Source organism: Nocardia sp. CC227C, assembly GCF_030767025.1.
In the GTDB taxonomy this organism is placed as follows: domain Bacteria; phylum Actinomycetota; class Actinomycetes; order Mycobacteriales; family Mycobacteriaceae; genus Nocardia.
This window is the reverse complement of the sequence record NZ_JASITE010000025.1, coordinates 19,085-37,487: the sequence shown is the minus strand read 5'-3', so window position 1 is coordinate 37,487 and position 18,403 is coordinate 19,085. Positions and strand designations below refer to the sequence as shown.

Below are 18,403 nucleotides of genomic sequence, written 5' to 3'. Positions count from 1 at the left end.
ACTCACACGACCCTTCACCATCGAAAGACATGAACAGCGTTCAGGCTATCCCAGAGCAATGGTCTAGCCCAGTGCCAGATCTTTGAGACCGAGAATCGATCGGTACTCCAGTCCCTCGGCGGCGATGATCTCGTCCGCACCGGTCTCCCGGTCCACCACGGTCGCGACGCCCACCACGATCGCGCCCGCCTCGCGCAGCGCGCGCACGGCGGTCAGCGGCGAATTGCCGGTGGTGGTGGTGTCCTCCACCACCAGCACGCGTTTGCCCACCACATCCGGGCCCTCGATCTGCCGCTGCATACCGTGGGTCTTGGCGGCCTTGCGCACCACGAAGGCGTCGATCGGACGGCCCGGCGCGTGCATGACGGCCGCGGCCACCGGATCCGCGCCCATGGTCAGGCCGCCGACGGAATCGAACTCCCAGTCCGCGACCAGTTCGCGCAGCAGTTTGCCGATCAGCGGCGCGGCCTCGTGGTGCAGGGTGGCGCGGCGCAGATCCACGTAGTAGTCCGCTTCCTTGCCCGAGGACAGCGTGACCCGGCCGTGCACCACGGCGAGTTGGCGCACCAGATCCGCGAGTCTGTCCCGGTCGGTCGTCGTTACCTGCATGTCTGTGTTCATGTCCTTCCGCGTGCGTTGAACAGGCCCCGATTCAGCCGGGCCGCGAGGGATCGCGGCAAGAGTCCGGCCACCGCGGTGACGGCTTTGTACTGCAAACCGGGCACGCTGATCACCCGGTCCTTCTCCAGATCACTCAGCGAACCGGCCACCACCTCGTCCACGCTGAGCCACAGTGGCCGCGGCAGTCGACCCAGATCGATACCGGCTCGCTCGTGGAATTCGGTGCGGACGAGGCCGGGGCACAGTGCCTGCACCCGAACGCCGGTCCCGGCCAGCCCACCGGCCAGCCCTTCGGAAAAGGATACGACGTACGCCTTGGAGGCCGAGTAGGTCGAACCCCTCCCCGGCACGAGTCCCGCCACACTGGCCACATTCACCACACAGCCCTTGGCCGCGGCCAGCATCGGGGGCAGTGCGGCCCGGGTCGACCGCATCACCGCGGTGACATTCACATCCAGCTGCTGTTGCAGTACCTCCGGATCGACCTGCCAGAACTCCCGCGAGAGCCCGAAACCGGCATTGTTGACCAGGAATTCGACGCCGTCCGCGAGCCGCGCTTCCACCCGCGACCGGCCCTCCTCGGTCGCCAGATCGGCGGGCAGCGCCCGCGCCCGAGCCCCGAACCGCGATTCCAGCTCCCCGGCCAGCGCGGTGAGTCGCGCCTCATCGCGCGCCACCAGCACCAGGTCGTACCCGAGCGAGGCCAGCCGCACGGCATACCCCCGCCCGATCCCGGAGGTCGGCCCCGTGATCAAGGCCACGGGACGCACAGCGCCGGGCAGGCGCGCGGCGGGTGAAGTCTCGGTCATCGACTACCTAACACTCGGTCGGATGAAGACGACGGGCACCAGGGTAGAAACCAGCGCCACGGGTGAAAAGAGCACAACGTCCCCACCGCCGACACCGCCCGACGAGGGCGGTCCCCCTCCGGGGCGACCACTCCGCCGCGACCGCGCGGGAGGACGGCCGACCGCGCCCGATTCCGCGAAAGGCGCGGCGACGGAGACAGCGTACGCCGCGCGGGGAACGGGCGGTGGCCGGACGTCCCAACACCGGGGTCATCGGCGGTAGGCGCGAATCGGCAGCCGGGACAACCCATTCGATGCCGACACCGAACCGGTGCGACGGCCCCGGAAGCCAGCGCGACAGCGAAGCGGACCCAGCCCGGGAGGTGACGCGGACCCAGCCCCGGGAGGCGACGCGCACCCAGCCCCGGCGGCGACGCGCACCCAGCCCCGGCGGCGACGCGCACCCAGCCCCGGCGGCGACGCGCACCCAGCCCCGGCGGCGACGTGGATTCGGCCCCGCGAGGATTGCTCGCGGGGCGGCCGTGTCACCGGGGCGCGGGACCCTGGTACGGGCGGAAGCCCGGGTGGAACGGGCCGCCCGGCGGCTCGTTCCGGTCGTCGCGGTAGTCCTCGCGCGGTTCCTCGTCGGCGTACTGTGCGCGCGCGTCGTCCTCGCGCCATTCGGGGTCGCGGTCGTCGTCGCGCCACTCGCGGGCCCGGGCGAGGTCGTCCGCGCGCCACTCGCCGTCCTGATCCGGATCGTCCGCGCGCGGGTCGCGGGCGTCGCGATCGTCGTCGCGCCAGTCCTCGTCCCACTCGTCGTCGGCGTCCGGATCGCGGCGGGGGGCCGGATCCTCGTCGTTCCACTCCGGTTCCTCGGGAGCGGGGGGCCAGTTGCGGCGGACACGGCCGCGCGGGTCCGGAACCACCTTCAGGGCGGGTCGCCAGCCCTCGGCTCCGGGTTCCGGTTCGCTTTCTCCGGCAATGTCTTTCACCAGCGGCGCGTAGTCGTCGGCGGCCTCGTCCTCGGGGAAGGGCAGCGGGTCGCCCGCGCGCGGGGGCAGGTGGCGGGTGGCCGGTTCACGCGGTTCGGGATCGCCGAAATCGCCGTACTCGTCGTGCCCGTCGTAGTCGTCGTCCTCGTCGTCGACCACGGCCGTCCCGCCGCGCTGCGAGCGCCCGCCCTCGCGGGCCTCGGGCGCGGGCGCGCGGCCGCCGCGATGCTCGGCGGCGTTCACCACCGGCGGCAGCACGTGCAGCAGACCGGACAGGCGCAGCACCGCGTCGATGGCCATCTCCCAGTCACGGGAGCCCGCCCCGACGGGCAGCATGCCGAGGGTCCAGTTGCCCTCGCTCCACAGCATCTGCACGGTGTCGGGCAGCGATTCGATGAAGGCCACCATGCGCTGGTCGACGGCGTGGCGCGCGATATCGGGATTGGTGGCGAAGACCACGCGGCCACCGATCGCCCCGAGCAGTTCGAGATCGTGATCCTTCGGCGGCGCGGCCGTCTTCAGCCGCAGGTCGATATCGATGTCGGACCCGATCTGGCGGCGCACCGCGACCAGGGTGGCGGCGTCCTCCAGATCGAAGAGCACGAACTTCTCACCCTTGCGGTTGCCCGACACCACGTCGACCGCCGACAGGTACCCGAGTTTGGCCATGGCACCGCGCCGCCAGGTATTGGCGAGCGCCGGTTCCACCGAAACATAGGTGTAGCCCTGGGATTTCGCCCAGACCTGCCGGATGTGACCGGTGCGCTGTCGCTGCTGCCGATCGAAGAACAGCAGCACGATCGCGCCCACCAGCGCGATCGCCGCCAACCCGAACCATATCGCCGTCATCGCCGCCTACCATATCCAGCTGGGTTCGAACCCACCCAGCATGCCTGACACGTTGCCGTTCATCGGGTTCCGCCGGGCAGTGCCGTACTGATGATGATCGTCGCGGTGACCGAGCCGTCGGCCGCCTTGTCGCCCTGCACCATCACCATCTCACCGACCGGAAGGTCCTCCACCGTCATACTGCCGAGCGAGATCACCTGGGTCCGATCGTCGGTGTGCACGGTGACCGTCGGACCGGACATGGTCGCGATGGTGAGGGTGGAGCCGTCGTTGCTGGCGATGGTGCCCATGGTCGCGCCGAGCTCGTCGATCTCCCCCAGACCCGGGATCTGCGGCACCCCGCTGGGCGGCGACTGCGCCGTCTCGCTCGGGAAGGTCGGGATCAGCACCTGCTGGGTGCGCGACGTGGTGGACGCGGTATTCGCCGTATCCCGATCCGCCATCAGCGTTCCCACCACGACCCCGGCCAGCGCGACCAGCGCCAGCACGGCCAGGCCGAGCCCGATCCACAGTCCGGTCCTGCGTTGCGGCGGCTGCGGACCGCCGCCCGGATAACCCGGCTGGTAGCCGCCCGGCGGCACCGGCCCCCCGGGGCCACCCGGCACGGGCGGATACGGCGCGGGGCCGGAGCCCGGGTAGCCCCCGCCCTGGTAGCCGCCGCTCGGATAACCCGGAGCCTGGTATCCGGAAGCGGTGTAGGTCGCCGTCGGCGGATACGCGCTGGGCGCGCCGCTCTCGTAACCACCCCACTGATCGTCGTGCGGCGGCAGCACCCGCGTGGCCTCGGGCCCCGGCTGCTGCGCGAAATAGTCGTACGCGGTGGTGGGGTCGGAATCCGAGGTGTGCCCGGTCGGCCCGGCGGCGGGCGACACCTGCTCGGTCGGCCCGTCCACCGATCCCGACTCGGGTCGCCGCGACCACGGATCGCTCGGATTCGTCATAACCTCCAGCCTAGGCGGGCTGTGTTTGATTTGCCTGCGCTCCACTCCGGCGGTTCGCTGTGTTGAATTGCCTCCGCTTCGCTCCCCCGCTCCGGTCGGTCCGGACCGGGGCGGGCCGCGAACGACCAGTTGACCTGCCGGGTGGGGCGGGCACGGGATGGCCCCGGAGGCTGTGCCTCCGGGGCCGGGGGTGGGTCAGCGGCCGACGATCAGGGCGTCGCTGTCGGGGCTGACGTTGACCTTCACCGTGTCGCCGTCCTGCACCTCTCCGGCCAGCAGTTCCTTGGCGAGGGTGTCGCCGATGGCCTGCTGGATGAGGCGGCGCAGGGGGCGGGCGCCGTAGGCCGGGTCGTAGCCGCGCACGGCCAGCCAGAAGCGGGCCGAATCGCTGACGTCCAGCTTCAGGCGGCGCTGCGCGAGGCGGCGCTGCAACTGGTCGAGCTGGATGTCGACGATGTGCTCGAGCTGTTCCTCGTCGAGCGGGTGGAACATGACCACGTCGTCGAGGCGGTTGAGGAACTCCGGCTTGAAGGCCGAGCGCACCGCCGCCATGACGAAGTCGCGCTCGCCGCCCGCACCCAGATTCGAGGTGAGAATCAGGATGGTGTTGCGGAAGTCGACCGTGCGGCCCTGGCTGTCGGTGAGGCGACCCTCGTCGAGCACCTGCAGCAGGATGTCGAACACGTCCGGGTGCGCCTTCTCGATCTCGTCGAAGAGCACCACGGTGTACGGCCGCCGCCGCACCGCTTCGGTGAGCTGACCGCCCTGGTCGTAGCCGACATAGCCGGGGGGCGCGCCGACGAGCCGAGCCACCGAGTGCTTCTCGCTGTACTCGCTCATGTCGATGCGCACCATGGCGCGCTCGTCGTCGAACAGGAAGTCCGCGAGGGCCTTCGCCAGCTCGGTCTTGCCGACACCGGTCGGTCCGACGAACATGAACGAACCCGTGGGTCGGTTGGGGTCGGCCACCCCGGCCCGGGCGCGGCGCACCGCGTCGGACACCGCCCGCACGGCCTCGGTCTGCCCGACCACGCGGCGGCCCAGCTCCTCCTCCATGCGGAGCAGCTTCTGGGTCTCGCCCTCGAGCATCTTGCCCACCGGAATCCCGGTCCACGACGACACCACCTCGGCGATATCGTCCGGCCCGACCTCCTCCTTGAGCATGACCTCACCGTCGGCCGCGCCCTTGGCCTTCTGCTCGGCCTCTGCGAGCTGCTTCTCCAACTGTGGAATGCGGCCGTAGCGCAGTTCGGCGGCACGCGCGTAGTCGCTGTCGCGTTCGGCGCGTTCGGATTCGCCGCGCAGCGACTCCAGTTCCTCCTTGACGAGGCGCACCGAGTCGATGGCCTGCTTCTCGTTCTGCCAGCGGGTCATCAGCTGGTTGAGCTTCTCGCGCAGGTCCGCCAGTTCCGAGCGCAGCTTCTCCAGCCGCTGCTTGGACGCCTCGTCGGTCTCCTTGGCGAGCGCGACCTCCTCGATCTCCAGGCGGCGCACCTGCCGTTCCACCTCGTCGATCTCGACGGGGCGGGAGTCGATCTCCATGCGCAGCCGCGACGCCGACTCGTCCACCAGGTCGATGGCCTTGTCCGGCAGGAAGCGCATGGTGATGTAGCGGTCCGACAGGGTGGCGGCGGCCACCAGCGCGGAGTCGGTGATGCGCACGCCGTGGTGCACCTCGTAGCGCTCTTTGAGGCCGCGCAGGATGCCGACGGTGTCCTCCACCGAGGGCTCGCCGACCAGCACCTGCTGGAAGCGGCGTTCCAGGGCCGCGTCCTTCTCGATGTGCTGGCGGTATTCATCGAGCGTGGTCGCGCCGACCAGCCGCAGCTCACCGCGCGCCAGCATGGGCTTGATCATGTTCCCGGCGTCCATGGCCGATTCACCGGTCGCGCCCGCGCCCACGATGGTGTGCAGCTCGTCGATGAAGGTGATGATCTGTCCCGCACTGGATTTGATCTCCTCGAGCACGGCCTTGAGCCGCTCCTCGAATTCACCGCGGTACTTCGCGCCCGCGACCATCGCGCCCAGGTCGAGCGAGATGAGCCGCTTGCCGCGCAGCGATTCCGGCACGTCCCCGGCGATGATGCGCTGGGCCAGGCCCTCCACGATGGCGGTCTTGCCGACGCCGGGCTCGCCGATGAGCACCGGGTTGTTCTTGGTGCGGCGGCTGAGCACCTGCACCACGCGCCGGATCTCGGTGTCGCGCCCGATGACCGGGTCGAGCTTGCCGTCGCGGGCGGCGGCGGTGAGGTCGGTGGAGTACTTCTCCAACGCCTGGTAGCTGCCCTCCGGATCGGGATTGGTGACGCGGGTGTTGCCGCGCACCTGGGTGAACGCCTCGCGCAGCCCGTCGGCGGTGGCGCCGTACTTCAGCAGCAGTTGCGAGACATCGGAGTCACCGGCGGCCAGTCCGACCATGAGGTGTTCGGTGGAGACGTACTCGTCTCCCATCTCGGTGGCCAGGCGCTGGGCGGCGGTGATGGCGGCGAGTGCCTCGCGGCCGAGCTGCGGCTGGGTGGTCGCGCCGGTGGCGCGCGGCAGCCGGTCGACGATGTCCTGGGCCTCGCGTCGAATCGTCGCGGAATCGACGGCGACGGCTTTGAGCAGCGGGGCGGCGATGCCGTCGGTCTGATCCAGCAACGCCACCAGCAAGTGCGCCGGACGGATCTCCGGATTGCCCGCGGCGGATGCCGCCTGCAGTGCGGCGGTCAGGGCCGCCTGGGTCTTGGTGGTGGGATTGAACGAGTCCACGAGTCCCCTTTCCTACTGGTCGCTGCCTAATCCAACGCGACCGGAGTTGAGTCTGTTCCGCTCAAGTCTGACGAATTTTCGGGCACCGCCACCAGAGGCGTAGGTCACATATCACGCTACGCGCGACCCTGGAAACCGACTGCTCTGAATCCCCCCGGGCGGTTCGTGTCCGCGCCTACGATGACCGAGGTCGTTCGTTGACGCATCACCAGCTCGTCCATCGGACCGAATGGAGACCCCATGCGCGCGATCGTGGTACGAGGGTTCGGCGGCGCTCCGGAGCCCGCGGATATGCCCGTTCCGGAGCCCGGCCCGGGAGAGATCCGGATTCGACTGGATGCCGCCGGGGTGAATCCGTTCGACCGCAAGATCATCGACGGCGCTCTGGACGGCCGACTGCCGCACGACTTCCCGCTGATCCCGGGCATGGACGGCGCGGGCACCGTATCGGATCTCGGGGACGATGTGCCGGATTTCGCCGTCGGCGACCGCGTGGTGGGAAAATGGCTGGTGCCGCCGGTCGGACACGGCACCTTCGCCGAATACATCGTCGTGCCCCGCGACGGCGTCATCGCGCGGCTCCCCGACGAGGTCACCGCGCTCGCGGCGGCCGCACTGCCCACCGCCGGGCTCACCGCCCTCGACCTCCTCGACGGCGCGGCGGTCGGTGCGGGCCGGACGGTCCTGATCACGGGCGCGGCCGGGGGCGTCGGCTCCTTCCTGGTGCAGCTGGCCGCCGCGGCGGGCGCGCGGGTCATCGCCACCGCCCGGCCCGACGACGCCGACCGCATGACCCGGTTGGGCGCGACCGAAGTGATCGACTACAGCCGCACGGTGCCCCTCTCCGACTCCCCCGAACCCGCGCTCCACCAGCCCACCATCGCCGAATCGGTTCGCATGGCCCACCCGGACGGCATCGACGCGCTGCTCGATCTGGTCAGCCCGCCCGCGGCGCTGCGCGAACTCGCCACGCTGGTGCGACCGGGCGGCGCGGTGTTCAGCACCATCGGATCGGTGGATACGGCGGATCTGCAAACCCGCGGCATCGAGGGCGGCAATATCAACTCCCAGGGCAGCGCCGCGGGCTTGGCCCGGCTGCTGGCCGCGGCCGCGGCGGGTGACCTCGTCGTTCCGGTCGGTCACGCGGTGCCGCTGGCGGAGGCGGCGAACGTCATCGGAGCCTCCGGCGCACGGGGTAAAACAGTGCTGGTCATCTGATGTGAGGCGGGATTCACCGCGGCTGTGTCCGGGCAGCCTCGGCCATATCCGTGCGACCTTGTGTTTTTCAGGGATACTTGACGCGGAGGACCGCTGGAAAACCCGGTGTGTCCGGGGTAACAGCTCAGGAAAGGAAAGTTCGCCGTCGTGGATGCGCGTACTGCAGCGCTGGTCCGCGCAAACTTTCGGACAGTCGTCGAGGCCCCGAGTGGGCCGGAACGGCTGATCAGCGCGTTCTACGGCCACCTCTTCGCGGAGATTCCGGCTCTGCGTGAGCTGTTTCCCCCCGCCATGGATATGCAACCCAAGCGGCTGGTCACCGCCATCCAGTTCGTCCTGGACCATCTGGAGAACTGGGATCGCGCCCAGCGCTTCCTGGAACAACTGGCCCGCGACCATCGCAAGTACGGGGTGGAGGCGGCGCACTACGACATCGCCGGACGGGCGCTGCACGCGGCCTTCCGCACCTACAACGGCGTGCACTGGAATCGCGGGCTCGAGGAGGGCTGGCGCGATATCACCATCCTGATCTCGGCGTCCATGGCCATCGGCGCGAACTCCGACAAATCGCAGCCGTACTGGGAGGCGACGGTGGTCGGACACCGCCGCGTGGTGGACGATCTGGCGATCGTGCGGCTGCAATCGGATACGCCGATCCCGTATCTGGCCGGCCAGTACGTGCCGGTCGCCATCCCGCAGCGGCCCAAGATGTGGCGCTACCTATCCCCGGCCATCCCGACCAACCCCTACGGCGAGATCGAATTCCACGTGCGCAAGGTGCGCACCGGCTGGGTGAGCCCGGCCATCGTGAACGAGACCCAGATCGGTGACCGCTGGATGATCGCGGCCCCGCTCGGCGGGCTGCACGTCGACCTGCAGAGCGGCAAGGACGTGCTCATGATCGGCTCCGGCACCGGTATCGCGCCGCTGCGCGCACAGCTGATCGAAATGGGCAGGCGCGGTATCAATCCCCGCGTACACCTGTTCATGGGCGGGCGCTACCCGTGCGATCTCTACGATGTGGAGAACATGTGGCAACTCTCGCAATCCAATCCGTGGCTCACGGTGGTTCCGGTGTGCGAGAACGAATCCAACCCGTGGTGGCATCCGTATCCGCCCGCCGAGACCCCGTACGGCATGCACCGGCGGCTCATCGGCAATCTGGGCGCGGTGGTGGCGAGCTTCGGCGCGTGGTCCGACCGCCAGATCCAGATCGCGGGTTCGGCCCGCATGATCGCCGACACCAGGCGCGCCCTGCTCGCGGTCGGCACCCCCGAGTGGGTCATCGCGTCGGATCCGGTGTGAGCGCGCGATTCCCGGTTGTGATTCGTTGTTTTCCGTAGTGAGGAGTGTGCGGTGACCCTGGGCCCCGACGACACCGGCGCGCTGGCGCTCGATACCGAGGAGCGGGCGGCGACCGTGGTGGGCGCGCACCGGCTGCGCGCGGACTGGACCGTGATCCGGCTCATCGGCGAGTTCGTGCCCTTCGCGCCCGGACAGTCGGTCGCCGTGCGGGTTCCGCAGCACCCCAATATGATCCGTCGCCTCTACCCCGCGCTGCCGCCGTCGCTGGACGGCAAGCTGGAGTTCCACGTGCGCACGGTGCCGGGCGGATGGTGCAGCGGGTCGATCGTGTCGGACACCCGCACCGGTGACGAGTGGCGGATCAGCGCGCCCGAGGGCTGGCTGGCCGTGGATCCGGAGGCCACCGAGGTGGTGATGGTCGCCGAAGGGCCGGGGCTGGCCCCCATGCGGTCGCTCATCCTGGATCTCGCCCGGCGGCCCGAGCCGCCGCGCACCCATCTGTTCGTCGGCGCGCGCAGTCCGCGTGATCTCTACGCCTCGGATATGTTGTATCTGCTCACCGGCGAATTGCCGTGGCTGACGGTGCTTCCCGTGGTCCAGACCGATGAGGACCCGGACTGGGTCGACGAATGGCACGAGGCGTGCCGGGTGGATATCGGCTTCCAGCTCGAGGAGATGCTCTCGGGCAGCCTGGCCGATGTGGTGGGCCGCTTCGGGCCACTGGATCAGCAGCAGATCCTGGTGTGCGGCAACGCTGCTCCGGTCCAGCAGGTGGTGGAAGCGCTGCTCGCCACCGGCACACCGCCGGAGCACATCCGCTACGAAGGGTTCTGACGGCCCGGCGCGTCAGAACAGCGGATCGTGCCGGATATTGGCGGTCGGGGTGCCCGCCGCCATGAGACGGAACTTGGTGGTCTGCACCATCGAGGGCGAGCCCACGATCTGGACGTCGCGATCGGCCCAGGATCCGTATCCGGCGACGATCTTGCCGATCTGACCGACGCGTCGCGGCTGCAGGCCGGGGTGCTCCGGCTCCGCCTTCTCGGTGTCACCGAACACCCACCACGGGTTCTCCTCGCTCTCGGTGACCGGAATGACATTGAGCCACTTGTTCTCCCGGGCCAACTGGCCGAGCGTCTCGAGATCGTAGAGGTCGCAGGGGTAGTGCCCGCCCACGAACAGATCCACCTTGGGATTGGATCTTCGCTGCGTCATGGCCATGAGTTGCGCGCGCAGCGGGGCGATGCCGGTTCCGCAGCCGACCATGAGCATCTTGCGGCGGGTGTTGCGCGGCACCCCGAGACCACCCAGCGGTGAGCCGATGAGCCACTGTTCCCCGACCTTGGTGTGCCCGACCATGGCCGGGCTCACCCACCCGCCGGTGACCCCCCGAATGTGGAATTCGATCTCGCCCTGGGGATTCGCGGGCACCGCGGGGGACAGATACCGCCACATGCGCGGACGCGACGGGATCTGCACGCTCAGGTACTGTCCGGCCGCGTACCGCATGGGCTGGTCCAGCCGCAGCCGCACGATGGCCAGATTGCGCAGTACCTCACGGTGTTCGACAACGGTGCCGGTCCATACCGGCGGGGTGCTCTCCTGTTCGGCCGCGCCGATCATGGTCTCGGCGATGACACCGAGCCCGGTGTCCCAGGCCCGCTCCACCTCGTCGGTCCACAGCTCGGTGCCCGCGTACGCCTGCATGGCGGACTTCAGCGAACTGGCCACGGCCGCATAGTGTTCGGCGACCACGCCGTACTTGCGGTGGTCGCGCCCGAGCTGGGCGAGGAAGGGCAGCAGCTTGTCGGGTTCCTCGAGCCGGTCGACGGCGTAGGCGATCGCCTTGACGAGGCGGTCGCGTTGGGCGTCGAGGGCGGCCGGGAAGAAGTCACGAACTTGCGGATGCTCGGTGAAGAGAATGGCGTAGAACGAGCGGGCGAGTTTCTCGGGGCCACCGTCTTCCGCAGCAACCGCCTTGAACGTCGTTCTAATCAATGCGACGGTCCGCGAATCCATATGTGTCACAACCCCATTTCGCACTCGAAACGCAGGCCGCACGGCCGAGTGCTGGTGCTGCGGACCACTCGACAGCAGCCGATGCCTAGCAAGTGTAGGCGAGGGTTGCCAGCAACGGAATGGCTCGTTTCAATAACACGCCCAAGTTTCCGTTAAAACAAGTGATAACCACCCAAATGCCGCACAAAACAGACCGCTCACCTGGGACACGCCGGGCGTGTCAGACTGGGCCTCACCGATTTTGCGCGAATCATTTTGCAAGGCTCGGCAATGGAGCGATCGCCCCGCAACCGCGCTGGCAACGCAATTACTCTGCGGCATACCGACATAACTCACGAATCGCCACAATAAACAACCGGCCGGTTTGAATTGTTTTCACAGGCGATCCGGATCGTTCCCACCGCCGCCGACGAGAATCCGCCAGCACACCACCCGCAACGAAAAAGCAGCGCCCCGGAATCCGGGACGCTGCTCGATTCGGACGTCGAGGTTACCGCTGCCGTCTATTGCGCGGCTGCCACACCACCAGGGCCGTACTGCGCTGCGGCGGCGTTAGCTGATCGGGCCGGTATCCGGACCGCAGCCGCTCCACCTCCGCCGTCAGTTCGGACACCCGCTGCTGCAACTCCTCGACCTGATTGGTGAGTTCGATGATCCGTTTGATGCCGGCGAGATTGACGCCCTCGTCCTGGGACAGCCGCTGCACCTCGCGCAGCAGCTGCACGTCCCGGTCGGAGTAACGCCGCCCGCCGCCCGAAGTGCGTTGCGGCGAAACCAGACCCAGCCGGTCATAGGTGCGCAGCGTCTGGGCGTGCATGCCCGCCAGCTGTGCCGCCACCGAGATCAGGAAGTACTGGGTCTCGGAGCCCTTCTTCGGATCGGAACTCATCACGCACCTGCCCATCCTGCACGTGGATCGAAGCCACTGGTCTTCTCCGCCTCCGCATAGCGCCGCAGCGCCTCGGTGGCGTTGTCGTCCAGCTTCTGCGGGATCGCGACCTTCACCGTGACCAGCAGGTCACCCGCGCCGCCGGCACGCTTGGGCACGCCGCGCCCGCGCACGCGCAGGGTACGCCCGTCGGCGGTGCCCGGCGGCACCTTCACGCCCACCCGGCCGTCCAGCGTCGGCACCGAAACGGTTGTTCCGAGCACCAATTCGCTGTAGCTGACCGGCAGCACCAGGGTGAGGTCGTCGCCGTTGCGGCCGAAGACCTTGTCCCCGCTGACGTGCACGGTGACGTACAGGTCGCCCGGGGGTGCGCCCCGCAGACCCGCTTCACCCTGGCCCGCCAAGCGAATTCGCTGACCGTCGCGCACACCCGGGGGGATGCGCACGGTGATGGTGCGGGTGCGGTTCTGGATGCCGGTGCCCCGGCAGTCGACGCACGGATCGTCGATGATCGACCCGGTGCCCCGGCAGTCGTCACACGGTTCGCTGAATCCGAACGCACCCTGGTTGCGGCTGATGACGCCGGTTCCGTTGCAGTGCGGGCAGACCCGCGGACTGGTGCCGGGTTTGGCACCGCTGCCGTGACAGGTGGTGCACGGCGAGGGGCTGGTCATACGTAGGGGAACCGTGACGCCCTGCGCCGCCTCGCGGAAGCCGAGCGTCGTCTCGGTCTCCACATCGCTGCCGCGCCGCGGCCGCGAGGACGCGCGAGCGCCGCCGCCCCGATTGAACAGCCCACCCAGGATGTCGCCGAGGCCACCGTCGGGTCCGGTCCCGGCGGTCGCGCCGCCGAAGATATCGCCCAGATTGAACTCGGCGCCGCTGAATCCGCCGGTGCCACCGTAGCCGCCGCTCGGCGCGAAACCGCCACGGCCGAAACCGCCGCTGGCGAACAGCCGCCGCGCCTCGTCGTACTCCTTGCGCTTCGCCGGATCCGACAGCACCGTATGCGCTTCGCTGACGGCCTTGAACCGCTCCTCGGCCTTGATATCGCCCGGATTCTTGTCCGGATGCAGATCACGTGCCAGCTTGCGATAGGCCTTCTTGACCTCGTCCTGGGTGGCGCTGGAGGAAATACCCAGCTCTTTGTAGAAGTCCTTCTCCAGCCACTCCCGGTTCACCGGGCATCTCCTCCTTCCCGCTTCTTACCCGTTGTTACTGGCATCCGCGCCAGCGTTCGTCGGATCCGCCTGCGCCGCAGCGCCGTTCGCCGGACCGTCGGTCACCCCGACCAGCGCGTGCCGCAGCACCCGCTCGCCGAACCGGTAACCCTTGCGCATAACCATGCCGATCACCGGCTCACTGCCGGAGCCCTCGTGCTGCACGGCCTCGTGCAGGGTCGGGTCGAAGGGCTCACCCTCCGCACCGAATTCCTCGAGGCCCTGCTTCTGCAGGGCGTCGGCCAGCTTGTCGGCGACGCTCTTGAGCGGTCCGGCCTCCAGGTCACCGTGGGCGCGGGCTCGATCGAGATCGTCGAGCACGCCGAGCAGTTCGGCGACCACCGCCGCCTTGGCGGAGTCGATGGTGGCCTTGCGGTCGCGTTCGACGCGACGCCGGTAATTGGCGTACTCGGCGGTCAGCCGCTGTAGATCGGCGGTGCGCTCGGCCAGCTCGGCGGTGATGGTGTCGGCGAGCGCGTCGGCGCTGGCCGCGGTCGCGCCGTCGGGCCCAGCGGCCGCGGCGGATTCCTCCGCCGCGGCCTCGAGCACCTCACCCGCGGCCGGATCGTCGACGATCGGCTCTTTCTCCGGGTGGTCCGTCACTTCTTCTCAGGCTCCTCGACAACCTCGGCGTCAACGACGGTGTCATCGGAATCCGGCGCACCCTGGCCGTTTCCGGACTGGGCGGCATCCGCGGCCGAGGCCTCGTAGATGGCCTGGCCCAGCGCCTGCGACTCGGTCGCCAGCTTCTCCACCGCGGTCTTGACGGCCGCGATGTCGGTGCCCTTCAGCGCCTCCTTGGCCTCGGAGATGGCCTCCTCGACCTTGGACTTGACGTCCGCGGGGACCTTGTCCTCGTTCTCCTTGATGAACTTCTCGGTCTGGTGGACGAGCGACTCGGCCTGGTTGCGGGTCTCCGCCTCCTCGCGCCGCGCCTTGTCCTCGGCGGCGTGCGCCTCGGCGTCCTTGACCATCCGGTCGATCTCCTCCTTGGACAGGCCGGAGCCGTCCTGGATCTTGATCGTGTTCTCCTTGCCGGTGCCCTTGTCCTTGGCCGTCACGTGGACGATGCCGTTGGCGTCGATGTCGAAGGTGACCTCGATCTGCGGCACGCCGCGCGGGGCCGGCGGGATACCGGTCAGCTCGAACGAGCCGAGCAGCTTGTTGTGCGAGGCGATCTCGCGCTCACCCTGGAACACCTGGATCTGCACCGACGGCTGGTTGTCGTCGGCCGTGGTGAAGGTCTCCGAGCGCTTGGTCGGAATGGTGGTGTTGCGCTCGATGAGCTTGGTCATCACGCCGCCCTTGGTCTCGATACCCAGCGACAGCGGGGTCACATCGAGCAGCAGGACGTCCTTGACCTCACCCTTGAGCACACCGGCCTGCAGGGCGGCGCCGATGGCGACGACCTCGTCCGGGTTCACGCCCTTGTTCGGCTCCTTGCCGCCGGTCAGCTCCTTGACCAGCTCGGAGACGGCGGGCATGCGGGTGGAACCGCCGACCAGCACCACGTGGTCGATGTCGCCGACGGAGATGCCGGCGTCCTTGATCACGGACTGGAACGGCTTGCGGGTGCGGTCCAGCAGATCCGAGGTGATCTTCTGGAACTCCGAACGGGTCAGCTGCTCGTCGAGGAACAGCGGGTTCTTGTCCGCGTCCACGGTGATGTAGGGCAGGTTGATCGAGGTCGACTGCGAGGACGACAGTTCGATCTTGGCCTTCTCGGCGGCCTCACGCAGCCGCTGCATCGCCATCTTGTCCTTGGTCAGGTCGATGCCCGAGGTGCCCTTGAACTTGTCGACCAGCCATCCCACGATACGCTCGTCCCAGTCGTCACCACCGAGGTGGTTGTCACCGGAGGTCGCGCGGACCTCGACGACGCCCTCGCCGATTTCCAGCAGCGAGACGTCGAAGGTGCCGCCACCGAGGTCGAAGACCAGGATGGTCTGTTCCTTGTCGCCCTTGTCCAGGCCGTACGCCAGCGCGGCGGCCGTCGGCTCGTTGACGATGCGGAGCACGTTCAGGCCCGCGATCTGACCGGCCTCCTTGGTGGCCTGGCGCTGCGCGTCCTCGAAGTAGGCGGGGACGGTGATGACCGCGTCGGTGATCTCCTCACCGAGGTAGGACTCGGCGTCGCGCTTCAGCTTCATCAGCGTGCGCGCGGAGATTTCCTGCGGGGTGTACTTCTTGGCGTCGATCTCGACGGTCCAGTCCTCGCCCATGTGGCGCTTGACCGACCGGATGGTGCGATCGACATTGGTGACCGCCTGGTTCTTGGCGGGCTGACCGACGAGCACCTCGCCGTTCTTCGCGAACGCGACGATCGACGGAGTGGTGCGCGAGCCTTCCGAATTGGCGACGACGACCGGCTCACCGCCTTCGAGAACAGCGATGACCGAGTTCGTGGTCCCGAGGTCGATACCGACCGCACGAGCCATGGTGAATCCTCCTAGTTGACGTACCTGCCTGGCGCGGGAGCATGGGCTCCCAGCAACACTGAGCGTGGTCGACTCAATCCTGCCCCCGTATCGCTCGGGGCGCAAATTTAACTTGAGCCTAACTCACTCAACCTTGTCGAACAGGACCAACCTGGATCCCAGGTCATCTATTCCCCCGGGCACGCAGAATTTTTTCGATCAGTCCTCGGCCGGATGGACCGCGAGCACCTCACCCGCGAGGGTCAGCTTCAGATCGCGTTGTCCATCTCGACGAATATGTTGCTGATGACGCCGCGCTCTTCGTTCAGGCGAGCGGGAGCCTCGGTCAGCGCCCGGCCCAGCGCGGTGAGCTCGTCGACCCGGCTGTCGCCGAACTTGGCGCGGTAGGTGTCACGGAAGTGCGTGATGCCTTCCACCGTCAGCAGATTCGGGGTGGGGACAACCTTCGGTTCGATGACGCCGAGGTCCACCGACGGCGGCCTACCACCGTCGATAGGTGCCGAATAGTGTTCTGGTCGATGACGGACCAGCGCTTCGACCGCGCGATGGATCCTGTTAAGGTGCTAGGTACTACAAATCAGGGACGTCCTCATCGAGGACGTGCGAGCCAGTCAGCCTGGTGCCCGCCAGCCCGAATGGGAAGCCATGACGCTGCCTACTCCTGAAGATCCGCACAGTGCACCGGTCTGGGAGAACTACCTCGTGGCGCAGTTGACGCACGCTGCGCTCGGCCTTCTTCCTGAACGAGCGGTTGCACTGGGGGTCCAGGTCGAAAACTACGACGTAACCGTCCATTGTCAACTGAGCTCCGTGACGGCGGCCGACCAGGAGGATCTGGCCGAAATCGCTGGCGAGCTGGCAACGCTCGTGGGCGATGACGTCAACATTCGGATCGTCTACGAGGTGCGGCAACAACCGATGCTTTCCCCGCGTGACGGTGTGCGTTGGGTTTACGCAGCACGCGCTGAGGGGTGAGGGCGGAATACTCGGCGCCGTCGAGCGTTACCGGGCAGTGCTCAGGACCTCGCGGGCGAGATCGCGGTCGAGGGTGACGCGGACCAGGGCCGCCGCCAGGTCGGCGTCGTGGCCGGGCGGGCTGAGGCGGTCGAGGGCGGTGGAGTCGGTCGGGAGGCCGAGGCGGCTCGCGCCCCGGCGGGCACGCTCGTCGAAGTAGGGGCGGACCCAGGTCCAAGTGTCCTGGACCTCGCGGAGGAAGATCTCCGCGCCGACCGGGCCGATGCCCTGGAACTGCTGCAGCAGGCTCGCCAGCCGTCCCGGATCGTGCCCGGCTTCCGCGGCGAGTCGGCGCAGGTCACCGTGGTAGCGGTCGAGGAGCAGCGCCGCGTTCGCGCCGAGGCGGGTGGCGGTGGATTCGTCGTAGCGGCGATAGTGGCCGCGGCCGAGCGCGTCGACGAGTTCCTGCCAGTCGGCATCGGCCACCCGCTGCGGGGTGCGGTATCCGCTGCCGACCAGTTCGCGGGCGGCGGCGACGGCGATATCGGCCGAGATCCGGGTACTGAGCAGCTGCGCCAGCATCAGTAGCTGGAACAGCGGCGCGGGGGTGTCGGCCAGCCGGATCCCGGCCTCGGCCGCATAACTCGTCCCCGCCCGATCCAACAGTGCCCGCACAATGTCCTGTCGCTTCATGACGCACCTGCCTCTCCGACACCCTGCGCGTACCCGCCGCGTCGACATCCACACCTGACGGCAGTGTCCCCGCAATCCGTGGCGGTATGGGACGCCAGAACAGCTGTCAGCCACCCTGTCGATTCAGCCTGCCGCAGTTCCAGCCGCTACGCGCCCTGCTGGGCACCTCGCCGCCGACCAGAACTGCTCTGCGCAGGCCGAAGCAGAGTCGCCACAGGCCACCTCCGATGTTGCCCGGGATAACAGGATGGTGATCCTTGATCACACCGTTTCGACACGGACACAGCTGGTTTCGCTGGAAGTATCGATACTGACCGGCAAACCTGCGGAGGCGAGAACTCCGAGGATCGCGAGCTGCATATGCCGCGTGACTTCACGGTGATGGACGATGCTCGGTGGGAGGGGCAAAGTCAGCCGGGCAAGATTCCGGGCGGCATGGTGTAGCGCCTCCGTGTCCGGCGGCACCTGCTCGGAAGGGAGCAACATGGACGCGTAGTGGAGGCCGGGATCTGTAACCCAAACGGCACTGATGCCGCCATCCTCGAAATCGTCGACGATGACCTCCACACCGGATATCAACTCCAGTCCACTGTCGTCATCAGCTTCTGGCTGACGCCCGTAAACGACCAGATGAGACGGGAGTCCGGCCCACTGTAGTTCAGCAACTACTCGCCGAGCGCGCCTCAAACGGGTGTTGAATTCCTCCCGAGTTATCTGAGGCA

At 68.2% G+C, this 18,403-nt stretch carries 17 protein-coding genes; 4 read left to right on the top strand and 13 right to left on the bottom strand.

Annotated elements, in window-relative coordinates:
• Nucleotides 1-63: 63 nt before the first annotated feature.
• From pyrE to clpB, 5 genes are all read right to left on the bottom strand, one after another.
• Nucleotides 64-609: an orotate phosphoribosyltransferase gene (pyrE, locus tag QMO76_RS32640; RefSeq protein ID WP_306365221.1), complete on the bottom strand. Its 546-nt coding sequence runs from the start codon at nucleotides 607-609 to the stop codon at nucleotides 64-66.
• Between the two features lie 8 nt (nucleotides 610-617).
• Nucleotides 618-1,430, bottom strand: coding sequence for an SDR family oxidoreductase (locus QMO76_RS32635; RefSeq protein WP_306365220.1), 813 nt, complete (start codon nucleotides 1,428-1,430; stop codon nucleotides 618-620).
• A gap of 524 nt (nucleotides 1,431-1,954) precedes the next feature.
• The gene (locus QMO76_RS32630; RefSeq protein ID WP_306365219.1) at nucleotides 1,955-3,253 is read right to left on the bottom strand and encodes a hypothetical protein; all 1,299 of its coding nucleotides are present in this window, start codon (nucleotides 3,251-3,253) and stop codon (nucleotides 1,955-1,957) included.
• Between the two features lie 59 nt (nucleotides 3,254-3,312).
• On the bottom strand, nucleotides 3,313-4,194 hold the full coding sequence (locus QMO76_RS32625) for a DUF5666 domain-containing protein (protein ID WP_306365218.1): 882 nt from the start codon (nucleotides 4,192-4,194) through the stop codon (nucleotides 3,313-3,315).
• 195 nt (nucleotides 4,195-4,389) lie between these two features.
• Nucleotides 4,390-6,945 (bottom strand): ATP-dependent chaperone ClpB, encoded by a 2,556-nt coding sequence (clpB, locus tag QMO76_RS32620; RefSeq protein ID WP_306365217.1) that lies wholly within the window; start codon nucleotides 6,943-6,945, stop codon nucleotides 4,390-4,392.
• A gap of 240 nt (nucleotides 6,946-7,185) precedes the next feature.
• On the opposite strand from clpB, the gene QMO76_RS32615 reads away from it, so the two are divergent.
• From QMO76_RS32615 to QMO76_RS32605, 3 genes are all read left to right on the top strand, one after another.
• Nucleotides 7,186-8,163, top strand: a complete 978-nt coding sequence (locus tag QMO76_RS32615; protein WP_306365216.1) for an NADP-dependent oxidoreductase — start codon at nucleotides 7,186-7,188, stop codon at nucleotides 8,161-8,163.
• 147 nt (nucleotides 8,164-8,310) lie between these two features.
• A complete protein-coding gene (locus QMO76_RS32610) occupies nucleotides 8,311-9,468 on the top strand; it encodes an FAD-binding oxidoreductase (protein WP_306365215.1) in 1,158 nt (385 codons plus the stop codon).
• A 51-nt stretch (nucleotides 9,469-9,519) separates the two neighbouring features.
• Nucleotides 9,520-10,302 carry an FAD-binding oxidoreductase gene (locus QMO76_RS32605; RefSeq protein WP_306365214.1) on the top strand — a complete coding sequence of 261 codons (783 nt, stop codon included), beginning with the start codon at nucleotides 9,520-9,522 and terminating at the stop codon, nucleotides 10,300-10,302.
• 12 nt (nucleotides 10,303-10,314) lie between these two features.
• Here the strand turns inward: QMO76_RS32605 and QMO76_RS32600 are convergent, their stop codons facing one another.
• The 6 genes from QMO76_RS32600 to QMO76_RS32575 all read right to left on the bottom strand — a co-directional run bounded on the left by QMO76_RS32600 (nucleotide 10,315) and on the right by QMO76_RS32575 (nucleotide 16,504).
• A complete protein-coding gene (locus tag QMO76_RS32600) occupies nucleotides 10,315-11,487 on the bottom strand; it encodes a globin domain-containing protein (RefSeq protein ID WP_306365213.1) in 1,173 nt (390 codons plus the stop codon).
• Nucleotides 11,488-11,977: 490 nt separating this feature from the next.
• Nucleotides 11,978-12,376: a heat shock protein transcriptional repressor HspR gene (locus QMO76_RS32595; protein WP_306365212.1), complete on the bottom strand. Its 399-nt coding sequence runs from the start codon at nucleotides 12,374-12,376 to the stop codon at nucleotides 11,978-11,980.
• Nucleotides 12,376-13,557 (bottom strand): molecular chaperone DnaJ, encoded by a 1,182-nt coding sequence (gene dnaJ / locus QMO76_RS32590; RefSeq protein WP_306365211.1) that lies wholly within the window; start codon nucleotides 13,555-13,557, stop codon nucleotides 12,376-12,378. The genes QMO76_RS32595 and dnaJ overlap by 1 nt, the downstream gene beginning before the upstream one ends.
• A 24-nt stretch (nucleotides 13,558-13,581) precedes the next feature.
• The gene (grpE, locus tag QMO76_RS32585) at nucleotides 13,582-14,199 is read right to left on the bottom strand and encodes a nucleotide exchange factor GrpE (RefSeq protein ID WP_306365210.1); all 618 of its coding nucleotides are present in this window, start codon (nucleotides 14,197-14,199) and stop codon (nucleotides 13,582-13,584) included.
• Nucleotides 14,196-16,034 carry a molecular chaperone DnaK gene (gene dnaK, locus QMO76_RS32580; protein WP_306365209.1) on the bottom strand — a complete coding sequence of 613 codons (1,839 nt, stop codon included), beginning with the start codon at nucleotides 16,032-16,034 and terminating at the stop codon, nucleotides 14,196-14,198. Before dnaK ends, grpE begins: the two co-directional genes overlap by 4 nt.
• Nucleotides 16,035-16,282: 248 nt before the next feature.
• Nucleotides 16,283-16,504, bottom strand: a complete 222-nt coding sequence (locus QMO76_RS32575; RefSeq protein ID WP_306365208.1) for a hypothetical protein — start codon at nucleotides 16,502-16,504, stop codon at nucleotides 16,283-16,285.
• 175 nt (nucleotides 16,505-16,679) lie between these two features.
• Here QMO76_RS32575 and QMO76_RS32570 point away from each other — a divergent pair, with 175 nt between their 5' ends.
• Entirely contained in the window at nucleotides 16,680-17,009 is a 330-nt protein-coding gene (locus tag QMO76_RS32570; RefSeq protein WP_306365207.1) for a hypothetical protein, read from the top strand.
• A gap of 27 nt (nucleotides 17,010-17,036) precedes the next feature.
• Here the strand turns inward: QMO76_RS32570 and QMO76_RS32565 are convergent, their stop codons facing one another.
• Complete coding sequence (locus tag QMO76_RS32565) at nucleotides 17,037-17,681, bottom strand: endonuclease (protein WP_306365206.1); 645 nt, start codon at nucleotides 17,679-17,681, stop codon at nucleotides 17,037-17,039.
• A 261-nt stretch (nucleotides 17,682-17,942) separates the two neighbouring features.
• Nucleotides 17,943-18,248, bottom strand: coding sequence for a hypothetical protein (locus tag QMO76_RS32560; RefSeq protein ID WP_306365205.1), 306 nt, complete (start codon nucleotides 18,246-18,248; stop codon nucleotides 17,943-17,945).
• Between the last annotated feature and the right edge of the window lie 155 nt (nucleotides 18,249-18,403).

What these genes read in the sequence shown, in the direction of transcription:
- QMO76_RS32600 (WP_306365213.1), bottom strand. Translation starts at nt 11,487, where the DNA reads ATGGATTCGCGGACCGTCGCATTGATTAGAACGACGTTCAAGGCGGTT.
- QMO76_RS32615 (WP_306365216.1), top strand. Translation starts at nt 7,186, where the DNA reads ATGCGCGCGATCGTGGTACGAGGGTTCGGCGGCGCTCCGGAGCCCGCG.
- QMO76_RS32630 (WP_306365219.1), bottom strand. Translation starts at nt 3,253, where the DNA reads ATGACGGCGATATGGTTCGGGTTGGCGGCGATCGCGCTGGTGGGCGCG.
- dnaK (WP_306365209.1), bottom strand. Translation starts at nt 16,034, where the DNA reads ATGGCTCGTGCGGTCGGTATCGACCTCGGGACCACGAACTCGGTCATC.
- QMO76_RS32625 (WP_306365218.1), bottom strand. Translation starts at nt 4,194, where the DNA reads ATGACGAATCCGAGCGATCCGTGGTCGCGGCGACCCGAGTCGGGATCG.
- QMO76_RS32570 (WP_306365207.1), top strand. Translation starts at nt 16,680, where the DNA reads ATGACGCTGCCTACTCCTGAAGATCCGCACAGTGCACCGGTCTGGGAG.
- QMO76_RS32565 (WP_306365206.1), bottom strand. Translation starts at nt 17,681, where the DNA reads ATGAAGCGACAGGACATTGTGCGGGCACTGTTGGATCGGGCGGGGACG.
- QMO76_RS32635 (WP_306365220.1), bottom strand. Translation starts at nt 1,430, where the DNA reads ATGACCGAGACTTCACCCGCCGCGCGCCTGCCCGGCGCTGTGCGTCCC.
- pyrE (WP_306365221.1), bottom strand. Translation starts at nt 609, where the DNA reads ATGCAGGTAACGACGACCGACCGGGACAGACTCGCGGATCTGGTGCGC.
- QMO76_RS32595 (WP_306365212.1), bottom strand. Translation starts at nt 12,376, where the DNA reads ATGAGTTCCGATCCGAAGAAGGGCTCCGAGACCCAGTACTTCCTGATC.